The organism is Sphingomonas sp. CCH10-B3 (assembly GCF_001556185.1).
In the GTDB taxonomy this organism is placed as follows: Bacteria; Pseudomonadota; Alphaproteobacteria; order Sphingomonadales; family Sphingomonadaceae; genus Sphingomonas; species Sphingomonas aquatica.
Genome location: NZ_LSIJ01000075.1, coordinates 1 through 10,416 on the forward strand (window position 1 = coordinate 1; position 10,416 = coordinate 10,416).

The 10,416-nt window shown below is 61.3% G+C and carries 11 protein-coding genes; 5 read left to right on the plus strand and 6 right to left on the minus strand.

Features of this window, described 5'->3' with window-relative positions; all coding sequences use genetic code 11:
- Nucleotides 1-126: 126 nt before the first annotated feature.
- Both AX672_RS12665 and AX672_RS12670 read right to left on the minus strand, forming a co-directional pair.
- A complete protein-coding gene (locus AX672_RS12665) occupies nt 127-513 on the minus strand; it encodes a hypothetical protein (protein WP_066651908.1) in 387 nt (128 codons plus the stop codon).
- On the minus strand, nt 510-1,100 hold the full coding sequence (locus tag AX672_RS12670) for a sigma-70 family RNA polymerase sigma factor (protein ID WP_202189333.1): 591 nt from the start codon (nt 1,098-1,100) through the stop codon (nt 510-512). The genes AX672_RS12665 and AX672_RS12670 overlap by 4 nt, the downstream gene beginning before the upstream one ends.
- A gap of 181 nt (nt 1,101-1,281) precedes the next feature.
- Between AX672_RS12670 and AX672_RS12675 the strand changes: the two genes are divergently transcribed.
- The 4 genes from AX672_RS12675 (at nt 1,282) to AX672_RS12690 (ending at nt 5,751) form a co-directional block, all read left to right on the plus strand.
- Nucleotides 1,282-1,782, plus strand: a complete 501-nt coding sequence (locus tag AX672_RS12675; protein ID WP_066651912.1) for a hypothetical protein — start codon at nt 1,282-1,284, stop codon at nt 1,780-1,782.
- A gap of 84 nt (nt 1,783-1,866) precedes the next feature.
- Nucleotides 1,867-2,415: a hypothetical protein gene (locus AX672_RS12680; RefSeq protein WP_202189334.1), complete on the plus strand. Its 549-nt coding sequence runs from the start codon at nt 1,867-1,869 to the stop codon at nt 2,413-2,415.
- Entirely contained in the window at nt 2,415-4,658 is a 2,244-nt protein-coding gene (locus tag AX672_RS12685) for a ThiF family adenylyltransferase (RefSeq protein WP_066651918.1), read from the plus strand. The genes AX672_RS12680 and AX672_RS12685 overlap by 1 nt, the downstream gene beginning before the upstream one ends.
- Nucleotides 4,659-4,665: 7 nt before the next feature.
- A complete protein-coding gene (locus AX672_RS12690) occupies nt 4,666-5,751 on the plus strand; it encodes a ComEC/Rec2 family competence protein (protein ID WP_066651927.1) in 1,086 nt (361 codons plus the stop codon).
- A 7-nt stretch (nt 5,752-5,758) separates the two neighbouring features.
- Here AX672_RS12690 and AX672_RS12695 read toward each other — a convergent pair whose 3' ends face one another.
- The gene (locus AX672_RS12695) at nt 5,759-6,484 is read right to left on the minus strand and encodes a hypothetical protein (protein WP_066651919.1); all 726 of its coding nucleotides are present in this window, start codon (nt 6,482-6,484) and stop codon (nt 5,759-5,761) included.
- Between the two features lie 282 nt (nt 6,485-6,766).
- Between AX672_RS12695 and AX672_RS12700 the strand changes: the two genes are divergently transcribed.
- Nucleotides 6,767-7,279, plus strand: coding sequence for a DUF6933 domain-containing protein (locus AX672_RS12700; protein WP_066651921.1), 513 nt, complete (start codon nt 6,767-6,769; stop codon nt 7,277-7,279).
- Between the two features lie 65 nt (nt 7,280-7,344).
- Here the strand turns inward: AX672_RS12700 and AX672_RS12705 are convergent, their stop codons facing one another.
- From AX672_RS12705 to AX672_RS12715, 3 genes are all read right to left on the minus strand, one after another.
- Nucleotides 7,345-8,073: an RES family NAD+ phosphorylase gene (locus AX672_RS12705; RefSeq protein ID WP_066651923.1), complete on the minus strand. Its 729-nt coding sequence runs from the start codon at nt 8,071-8,073 to the stop codon at nt 7,345-7,347.
- Nucleotides 8,070-8,483: an MbcA/ParS/Xre antitoxin family protein gene (locus AX672_RS12710; RefSeq protein ID WP_066651925.1), complete on the minus strand. Its 414-nt coding sequence runs from the start codon at nt 8,481-8,483 to the stop codon at nt 8,070-8,072. Before AX672_RS12710 ends, AX672_RS12705 begins: the two co-directional genes overlap by 4 nt.
- 53 nt (nt 8,484-8,536) lie before the next feature.
- On the minus strand, nt 8,537-10,416 hold a 1,880-nt coding region (locus AX672_RS12715; RefSeq protein ID WP_066651929.1), incomplete at its 5' end, for a strawberry notch C-terminal domain-containing protein.

A 10,416-nucleotide genomic window follows, 5' to 3' on the forward strand; every position in this document is an offset into this window, starting at 1 on the left:
AACCCTCCTTAAATCACAACCTCAAATCTGTGCCATTGGTGCTGACGGGGGACACAATGTCGATCTCCTCTGGCTCTGTAATTCCCAGGGCCTGTAGCGCCAATTCCGCAGCAGTCGCTGAAGGAGTCATTTCTTCTCCTGGTTAGCGTCCCGCTCGAGCTCCGCGAGATCCTCGAGAAGTCCCGCTTCGTCGTCATCACCGTCACTGATCGCGTTTCGCGCCGCCAGCGTCATCTTCATAGCCGTGTCGTTGGCTGCGGCCTGCAGCTTAGCACGCATGCGTTCCGCATCGACGTTGATAACTCCACCATCTCTTCGCTCTCGATCGATCTGAGCACGAATTTCGACGAGATGGCTCTTGCGCAACGCGAGTTCGGCCTTGTCGAGGCTCTTCAATATCGTCTCCAGCGCGCCGTCCTCTACCACATCGGAGTGGTCGTCCAATATTTCATCGACCATGAAGTCGTCGATCAGTGACAGGGGACTCACTTTCTTTTTGTCGTTGACGATCATGATTCCAATCCCTTCGGAAAGGCGTTCTGCAGCCTGCGCTTCAGCCGCCTGCGAGCGGTGGCCAGGCCTTGCGTATCGACGCCCAGCAAATCCTCCAGTTGGTCACCTCGCATTTGATCACATATCCCCTCAAGCAGCAGTTGGAGTTGTTCGTCATCCTCGATCAGCTGGCCAATCACATCCAACACCTCGCCATCATCGCGCGTAGACATCAAGAGTCGTTCAGGCGACGGAGAGGGATCGACCAAGTCAGGGGCCGCCACGCCGTCGGGTGTAGGTCGAACTTCGCGTAGGCCGTTCCTGATTGCCTCGATTTCGGCCGACGCGATACTTTTGATCGCGCCACTCAACTCGCGGACGAATTCGACACGGCGCCGGACCTGCCGGCTGCCCGAGAGTAGGCGCTTGAACGCCTCCTGCCTTAAATCCTCGGCCGGAATGTGGCACCGGAGCGAGAACCATCGCGCTGTTTTGCTGATCTTGGTCGCATCGACCGGGTTGAGCTGCCGGATCATTTCCCGGACCTCGTCAACCGATAGATAGTCGGTCTCCTCTTCGTCCATCGTTTCCAAGGTGTGCTGCACCAAACAAGTCCCCCAACAGGTATAAGCGGATCAGCAGTGATATTCGGACACGGAAAATTCTATGTCTGAGTTCGCGTGCTCACCCGCATTTACTATTGGAAGGTGAAGTCGCGGCGTTGGCAAGCCCGTGGCGGCGGTCAGCCACTAATTGGAGTAACTCGAATGGCAAAGAGCTGGAACCACAATGCGCGGTGACCACAAGCTGACAGTTTTCGCGGCGGGGTGCGGCGACTGCATCCTAATTGAGGCGCACCATAAGACGGTGCTGACCGACGTCCATTACCGTGTCGGTAGCGCGCAGGACGAGACGAACGACGAGGTGCCCGACTTCGCGCCGGATATCCGCAAGGCATGCGGCAACAACCACCTCGACGTCTTTGTCTCGACACACCCTGACAAGGACCATGTCGGCGGGTTCTGCGAGCTGTTCCACTGCGGCCGTCCCGAGGATTGGATCGCGGACCCGGAAGACAGCGATCCCAAGATCATCGTCGACGAGATCTGGTGCTCACCCTACGGTGCCAATCCGCATTATGAGACCAGCCAATCAAAGCCACTGGTTGATGAGATCAAGCGGCGCAAGGCGCTGCGTGGCACTTGGCAGGCGAATCTCGACGGTAACCGCCTCGTCATCATGGACACCACTACACATACGACCGGGACCATCACGACCGGACTGGAGTGACGGCTGCTCGCACCGACACCGGCCGAATGGGATATTCCCAAGGCCGAGGATGGCTGTCCCCAGACTTCATCCAATCCGACCAGCTTGGTGATCCAGTGGTCAGTGACGCGCAGCTGGGGGAAGAATTACATTCTGATCGCTGGTGACACCTCGGTAGAGGTTTTGGAGCGTCTCGAGAGCGAAGTTCACGCTCACAATCCTGACCACCTCGCCTGGCACATCTTGATCGCTCCCCACCATTGCTCGCGCCGTTCGATCGGACGCGTGTGGAATGGAGGTTGTATTGACGAGGAGTTTGAAGAGTCGGCCGGTGCGCTCGCTTCGCTGGGAGAGCAGCGCGGCGATGGCTACGTCGTTGCAAGCAGCCGGCGCGTGATCCGCGGCGGCAACACCCCGCCGTCCTACCATGCCAAACTACGCTATTTGCGCATTCTTGCTGCCGGCGGCGAGGTGACCGACGCCGTTCGAGCCCGATTCCGTTGCACCGGCGGCAACGCTACCAGCGACAAGCCGGCGCACGTCGTCTTCAACCTCAACGCCACCGGTCCCAGCTTGGCGGCGACTACTGCGCCGGCGACCGTGGGTTTGGGCGGTGGTGGCGCCTCGGTCGGCGGCGGGGGTGGATACGGCTAATGGCGGATCCCAAGGGAGGCGTCTACGTCCATCGGCTGGAGGCGCGGCGGATCGAGGCCTCGGCAGCTGTCGTTGCGGAATCGCTTGATCTGCTCGTTAGCGACGACGGCGAGGTGCTCGAGTTCGACATCGCCAGCGAGCCGACGGTGAACCCACCAGTCGCGGATATCCGCGACGTCGAACGTATCTGTTTCGTCTATCGGCACGGGCGGCGGTTCGGTGAAACGGCGCCGTCGCACGTGCTGTGCAAGCGCGAGGACTTCCCTCGCGACCTAGTGCACCTATGTTCTACCGGTCCGGGCGGCCTCGCCGCCCCCTGCCTCTCGCTGGGTGGCCTGCAGCCGCTCTACGAGCGCGTGGGGATCGAGGCGGTGATGGAGCGGCTGCGCAAGTTCCTACGCGACGCTAAGACGGGAACGCTGACGATCGACGGTTGGGAACCCGTGCCCTTCGGCATCGATCAGCAGCCCTGCGGTGGCGAGGTCGTCCCGCACTTCTTCCAAGACCATGCCCTCGCCCATCTTGGAGACGGGTATGCGATGGGAGCCGCGATCAACATGGAGGAGGAGAATGGTCGATTCGTCGCCGTCTTTCCGCAAGTGCTCGCGCCTCAGGATATGAGAGATGGGCTAGCCTTCCGCAATAAGGACAGCAAACGTCGCGGTATTCCCTGGGTCTTTCTGTGGCCCAAGGAGATAAAGTTTGAGAGCGAGCCGATCTTCAGCGACTGGCGCACGGGCGCGGAGCTGCTTGAAGGCATGAAGCGCATCGGTGTCGAGCAGTCCTTCGATGCCGCGATCGGCGAGCTCCTGTCGCGAGGTGTCGACTTCAACTGTTTTCGCGAGCCCGCAGGTGGCAAGGGCCTAGTCGTCGTGCTGGGGGTGTGGCGGCCGGAGCCGATCATGCGCGAGTTCTTCGGCTATTCCGATAATCCTGAGGCGCGAAGGCTCGAGTTACGGGCCTTCCGCGTATCGCAAGATCTTTTCAAGGAAATCGTGGCGCTCGACACGAAGGTTGAGACGATCGTTGGCGACTATCCCGGGAGCCCCGAACTCTACCGCTGGGTTGCCGGTGTCGACGCGATTCCGCCTGTGGCGCTGATCGGCGTGGGGGCGATCGGCAGCGCGGTGTTCAACCATCTTGCCCGGTCTGGCCTCGACGACGCCGTAGTCTACGACCATGATCTTTTGCGGCCCCATAACCTCACCCGGCATACCGCGGACACCTCCAGCCTATACAAGTCGAAGGGCCATTCGGCGTCTGACTTGGTGCACGGACTCGTCCGCGACATGTCGCTTCGTTTCGAGGCGATCCAGCGGGACGTGATCGAGATGTCAGTCGACGAGTTGGCCGCGGCCGTCAAGAACCGCCTTGTGGTGGACGCCACGGCCGACGAACGGGTGCGGCTGCGCATAGACGAACTGCGGGAGAAGATCGATCTGACCGTCGTCCGGACCGAGATGTTCCACGAGGGGCGCTTAGGTGTGACGTTCGTCGCGCCGCCCGGCGCACCGAGCTTCGCCGACATGATGCGCACGCTTTTTGCCTCAGCATCCGACGACCCTGCTGTGGCGGCCTGGCTCGAGCACGAAGCGATGCATCCGCTCGGCCCCGACCCATTGCTGGCGGGCTTCGGTTGTACGTCGCAGACCATTCATTTGCCGCTGCACGCGATCGAGCAGCATGCCTCCGTTGCAACGGCGACGATCTTGGGCGACCGCACCGAGGCGGGGATCTTGATTAATCCGGTAGACCAGCGCTTTCGCCCCACAGGCTCGCGTTGGCTCCCCATGCCCCCGTTTACAACGCTAGTGCCTGCGACGGAACCGGAGTGGAGCGTCAGGATCTCAGGGCTGGCGCTCGAGCGCATCACCGTCGCACGCGCCGAGGCGCTGCCCTCTGAGACGGGCGGATACCTCTACGGCGCGTGGGACCCGGCCGCGAGGGTGATAACGGTGACGACGGCCACGACGCTGCCGCCTGAATCAACCGCGACGCCCACGGCGCTACAGCTCGGCCCGGCCGGCGCGACCGGCGAGGAACGGCGGCTCATGCTGAAGACTCGTGGGCGGATATATCTGTGCGGCAGCTGGCACAGCCATCCGAATGAATCCGCCAGCATGTCCGGCCGCGATTACGGCACGATGATGCGGCACCACGCCCGCGATGCCGAGACGCTGAGTCCGACCCTGTTAGTGATCGCCGCCGGGGAAGAGACGCTGGCCCATCTGAAACTACCGTGAGGGGATGATGGCCGATTTTTTCGAGATAGACTTCCTTGACGTTGAGACCCGTAAGAGCGGCGACGCGATTACTGTCCATTACGAAGTTGGCGGCCGGCGCATGATCCACGTTGTTGACGGCGGATTCGACGCGATGACGCAGAGGATTATCGACCACATCGTCACCCATTACGACAACAAGCCGATCGATCACGTCGTGGTCACACACCCTGATGGCGATCACGCCTGTGGTCTCCGAGGTGTTGTCGAACGCTGCAACGTCGGCACGCTTTGGATGCTGCGCCCTTGGCTCTACTCCGAGGCGCTGCTGCCGTATTTCCCGACCTACAATTCCGCCGACCGGCTGGCGAGCCGGATGAAGCAGCTCTACCCCTACATCGCGGATCTCGAGCGGATTGCGGACCAAAAGGGGGTACCGATTCAAGAGCCATTCCAGGGTGCCCGGATCGGAGCCTTCACCGTCTTAGCGCCCACTCCGCAGCGCTATTTCGAATGCCTGCTCCGGTCGGAGAAGACGCCGGAGTTGGCGGGTGAGCCAAGCAACACCATTGCCGGTCTACTCGAAGAGTTGGCACAAATTGGCCGCGCGCTGGTGAACTTCGCGCGTGGTGCCTGGGGCTACGAGGTGTTTTCCCCGGAGGAAACCAGCGCCGAAAATGAAATGAGCGTCGTTCAGGCCGCCGTGATTGCCGGCCAGCGAATTGTACTGACAGGGGACGCGGGTCGCGGCGCTTTGGCTGAGGCAGCGGACTTCGCGCCGGTGGCAGGCATCCTCCTGCCGGGGGTCCATCGCTTTCAGGTGCCACATCACGGCTCACGCCGGAACGTGTCGACCGAGTTGCTGGACCGATGGCTGGGCCCGCGGCTGCCCCAACGGCCGTGCGCCGGGCAAGAGACTTTCACTGCGATCTGCAGCTCTGCCAAAGCAGATCCCGATCACCCGCGACGGTCGGTAGAGCGTGCGTTCGTTCATCGGGGCGCTCGCTTCATTACTACCGAGGAAGGCGACGTAACCACGCGCTGGAACGCGCCACCGCGAATCGGCTGGGGACCGTTGCCCGTCCGCCCCTATCCAGAGGAATATGAAGAATAGTCCGCGATCAGGGCATGCTTGGCGTGGGCGGCGGGATTGTCGGCGCGGATACTACCTTGTCGTAGGTGCGGAAGACCTCACGCGTATAGGCCGCATAGAATTTCACGAAGCGCCCGAACAGGCCAACCGCCAGTACTACCGCGGCGATCGCGAGGAACCAGTCCAGGCGGTCGCAGGTCTGGGACGAACGCCAAAACATCAAACCAGCCGCCACCGCAGATGCAAATGACACGTTCCGGCACATGCCATACTGATTCATGAAGTTGTCGAGCCGCGTTGCGCTGTCGGCTACGTTCCGCGCATGAGGAAAGGCGCAGTGGAACGCAGCCTCTCCCTCCATGTCAGTCTCGGGCACGGAAAGAGCGGCCGCGACCTTGCGTAGCACGCTGTTACGGGTCGCGACAGGCAGCGGTTCGTACTCGCGCGCTCCGAACGCCCAGCGCACGCCGGTTTCTCGCAAGCGTGGCGGCTCCAGCCCGAGCAGTATGTGCGACGGCGCCCGCAGCCATCTCCGACCAAGGAGGTGTTCGAGAAAAACCGATGATGGGATCGCAAGGATCTGCCCAATGAGATAAGCGACCGCAGTCCAGAAGGCTCCGTTGACGAAAGTCCAATTTGCTTGGCTGGCAAGCATCGAGCCAAGGAACACGCGATCGACGGCCGCCAACGTGATCATTCCCGCCGTCAGATAAGCATAGAAGTCATAGCTCGTGAATGGGAACCAATCCTTCATTTCAAAATTCCTGAGTGGCGTTCGAACCAGCGACGATACAGTCGTCAAATCCAAATTGAACAAGCTGAGCGACCAGAGGACTAAAATTGGTGCCCTTTTTTGCAGTTTCTATCTTGGTAAGAGAGACGCAAGCAGAAAGTTTGCGCCGATCTGCGCAGCGCCGCTCGTAGGGGTGTCAGCAAGGTTCTGGTAGGTCCGAGGTTGGTTGGTCTGTGCCATCCTTCCGGTGAGGCCGGCAGCTTCGGTGGACGCGCCTGACAGCGAGCTCTATCCTAAGCCGCCATGTTCCACCTCCACTGCACCAAGAAACTGCTAGATCGGATCAAACCCGAGATCGCTGAGCCCGGGCAAAGCGAAACTGCCTTGGGCAATTGGTATGCCACGGTGCTGTTCTGGAAGCCGCAAGTCGCTTTGCTGGTTTCTGAGCGCACGCTGCTTCCCGTGCTTATGCCACTAGCCCCAGCGGCCACGCTTGCTCGACGGTTCCCGGCACATTTGGCGCTGGTTTTGAAGGAGCACGGCGTCCCAAGCGAATTCGTCGCTCAGGAAGTCTGGCGGATGGACAAGGTCCAGTACGCAAAGACTGCGAACCGGAGTGTCGTAGGCATCCTCAGTGAGTTCGTTAAGCAGGCCGAATTCTGGCTGGCCGCCTATGCCTTTGAAAAGGGCGATGATGACGACCTCCTGGCGATTTCCGCCAAGCTAGCGGAAACACCGTGTAGCCCGCTGTACAAGGGCCCGGTTTCGCCGGACAAAGCCCTTCATGAACTCGTGAAGGCTGGTACGCAGACTTGAGTCTGCTGGCCGGACCCTGTGCTCGCAGATCCTACAGCACTCGACCGGAAGCCCAACGCATGCGGTCAGACAGGATCGATCGGCAAATCGACGATGCGGAAAACAGCCCCCGAACCGGCATCGCGGACAAGGTCAACCCGCTCGCCATCCCAGTGATAGTCGAGGTGGCGCCCCTGCAAAGGATTTGACGCGCAGTCCGGGTAGAAGAGTGCAACGCACTCCCCACCAGGATGCCGCATGCTCGGGTAGACAATGCCGTCGGATTCCGCGCCCCTGAGATTCGCAGCCAGGGCTTGGGATGCTGCGTAACTTTCAGGATCCAGCGCCGGCGCGGGTTCTACATCTCTGAGATCATGGAGTTCTGCATCGACCGCCATGATGATTTCCCGGAACTGCGAAGTCCAGCCAGGCGCTTCCTTTGTCCGTGCCATGAAGCGGGCATGGTGGTGGATGGTCTCGAACAGCGCAGTTTCAAACCGGTCCCCGACGTAGAGCACACCGTAGCTGCCATCGGTAAAACGACTTGGCCTGTCAGTGCTGACGTGGGTGAATGGCGCCATCAGGTAGGAGGCGCCGTTGCCGCCAACGCGGCGGTCGACAGGGACCAGGTCCAGATTGCCAATCGTCGCCATGATGCGAGGGTTGGTCTTCTGCTCCGCCGAGATCAGGAGCGACCAGTCGGCAGGATCAGCGATGTCCTCGAACAAATCGATCGGCGGAAAAGCGCTGCGGATGATCCTGACAGCGCCCTTCCATTCAACTCTGGAAACCGGGATATCTGCCGTTCCGCTCACCAGCCACCGCGCTCGGCGTCGAGGTAGCGGCGCACCCGCATGATGTCGGTGAGTTCGCCCCCGAGCATCACATCAAGCGCGCTGGATCCGCCAAAGGCATCATTGGCTGCCCTGATCCAGGCATAGCCCCGCGTCGCCTCCGAGAAGATGATACGTAGCGCCTTGTGGATGCCCATGAGGTTGGAGAGACGCGCACGCCCATCACGCGAAACGCGCCCGGCACCTTCAGCCTTCCAGCGGCGATAGGAGCGCACTGGCATGTCGAGCAGCGTTGCCGCTTGCTCGTCAGTCAGCTCCCATTTGCCGAACAGATTGAGGACTGCCCGGAACATGGCAGCTGCCTCGTCCTGGGTAATCGGATCGGGACGGAAAGCGGCAACGGCAGTATCAACGGGTTGCAGAGCCAGCATGGCAAATCTCCATATGGCATCATATACGCCACTCAATGCCATTTGGCAACGGTCTATACGGATGATACCAATCTGGCAACCACGCTCGCCGCGCCCTCGATCGGCACGAACAGCCGCGTCTGGTAGCGGATGATTTCCGTAAAGCAGCCTTGGGCCTTGTACCAGTCAAGGCGGGCTACGCTCCATCCGGTCAATTCAATTCGCTGTGAACCATTGACCAGGCTGCGCTTGACCATGAGCTGCTCACGGCCAGCGAATTCCATGGCTCGGCCGGTCGTCAGGACGGTCTGGACGATCTCTTCGGCGGAAAGCGTTTGCTCGCGTTCCAGACCCAGCGCCCGGCACAGTTCCGGAACAGAATGGACCGGAACCTCCCGGCCAAGCAGCGAGCGGCCATCCGCCGCCGAGATGCGACTGACCCTCACGAAATCCGAAGGAAGCTTGTCCCAGACAGGCAGCAGGAGGCCCGTCGCGAGATAGAGGCGCTCGCGCTTGTGGCTGGTCCGCGATTCCTCAACCTCGGCTACCCATGCTTCGCGGAAAGCGTCGACGGAGATCCCCTCCCAGCTGCTTTCAGCCAGCTGATCCTCGGTGATGTGGCTGCGCTTCAGCGGGCGCAGCAGCTCGAAGCGGGAAACGCGGGTGCCGTCATCAGCAAGAATGCTGCGGGCGGGCACGAACAAGGCAACCCGGCCTGAGCGGGCATTTCGAACAGGCCGTTGCCGCTGCCCAGTGAGGCCGTGAAGCTCCTCAAGCCGCTTCAGCGTGAGCGGCTTCAGGACTCTGGCGATTTCCAGTTCCAGCAGATGGGTGGTCGCACCCGAGCCCGGATCGGTGCGCAGCAACGTGTCGGACAGGACCGCGAAGTCTTCGACCGCGATGGTCTCTAGGCCGAGGTCGAGTGTGCCGGCCTGTCGGGCGGCATCGATACGCGCCTCGACCAGCCCCATGAACTCATCGAAGATCGCGTTTTGCAAGGCGATGGGAAGTGCGAGGATGCGGTTGAGCCAGCGCTGGATCGGCGGCAGGTCATCGACCATCGACCCGTCAGGGGCTTCGATTCTGAGACCTGTCAGCTCCTGAAAGCGTCCGAGGCTGACAGCCTCGAGCTTGCCGGTGAATAACAGGCCGAACCAGCGGTGGAGCGCCTCCTTGGCGTATATGCTTTCGAGATTGTCAGCCGGATCGAACAGGTTCTGTCCGCCGGTCTGGCGCTGCCCGCGCGTGAGGGCACCGAGGCTGTCGAGGCGCCGCGCAATAGTCGAGATGAAGCGGCGCTCGCCCCGCACATCGGTCGTTACCGGTCTAAACAGCGGGGCTGATGCCTGATTGGTACGATTGGTGCGGCCAAGCCCTTGGATTGCCGCATCAGCCCGCCAGCCCGGTTCGAGCAGGAAGTGGACGCGACGGGCCTGGTTCTTCGCAGCGAGATCGGCATGGTAGCTGCGCCCAGTTCCTCCGGCGTCGGAAAAGACAAGGATGCGCTTGGCCCCGTCCATGAATGCTTGGGTTTCAGCGACGTTCGCGCGCGGCGATCGGGATTGGAGTTTCTGATGGCCATCCCCGCTAACGATGAGCCGACGCGTCCGGCCAGTCACTTCCGCCACCTGATCGACGCCGAAGCGTTCGATGATGGCATCAAGCGCGGTCGCGATCGGCGGCAAGGCGCAGAGCTGTTCGATCATCCTGTCGCGCGCGGCGAGTGCCGATCGGCACAATACTGGCGCGCCATGTTCGTCGCTCATCGGCTCGGAGCGAGGATTGCCGTTTTCGTCGGTGAAGACGGCCATCAGCCGGACAGGAAAGCTCTTGGCGAGATAGTCGATCACATATTCTTTGCAGTCGCAGTTTATGTCGAGCGTGGCGGCGAGAGACGCAGGTTTCCTTCGGTTTTCCATGATTTCACTCCAGATAATTACGGTTCCCTCGACCT

Bases quoted from the DNA above. Each gene is read 5' to 3' on its own strand.
- AX672_RS12665 (WP_066651908.1), bottom strand. From the start codon at position 513: ATGATCGTCAACGACAAAAAGAAAGTGAGTCCCCTGTCACTGATCGAC.
- AX672_RS12675 (WP_066651912.1), top strand. From the start codon at position 1,282: ATGCGCGGTGACCACAAGCTGACAGTTTTCGCGGCGGGGTGCGGCGAC.
- AX672_RS12685 (WP_066651918.1), top strand. From the start codon at position 2,415: ATGGCGGATCCCAAGGGAGGCGTCTACGTCCATCGGCTGGAGGCGCGG.
- AX672_RS12690 (WP_066651927.1), top strand. From the start codon at position 4,666: ATGGCCGATTTTTTCGAGATAGACTTCCTTGACGTTGAGACCCGTAAG.
- AX672_RS12695 (WP_066651919.1), bottom strand. From the start codon at position 6,484: ATGAAGGATTGGTTCCCATTCACGAGCTATGACTTCTATGCTTATCTG.
- AX672_RS12700 (WP_066651921.1), top strand. From the start codon at position 6,767: ATGTTCCACCTCCACTGCACCAAGAAACTGCTAGATCGGATCAAACCC.
- AX672_RS12710 (WP_066651925.1), bottom strand. From the start codon at position 8,483: ATGCTGGCTCTGCAACCCGTTGATACTGCCGTTGCCGCTTTCCGTCCC.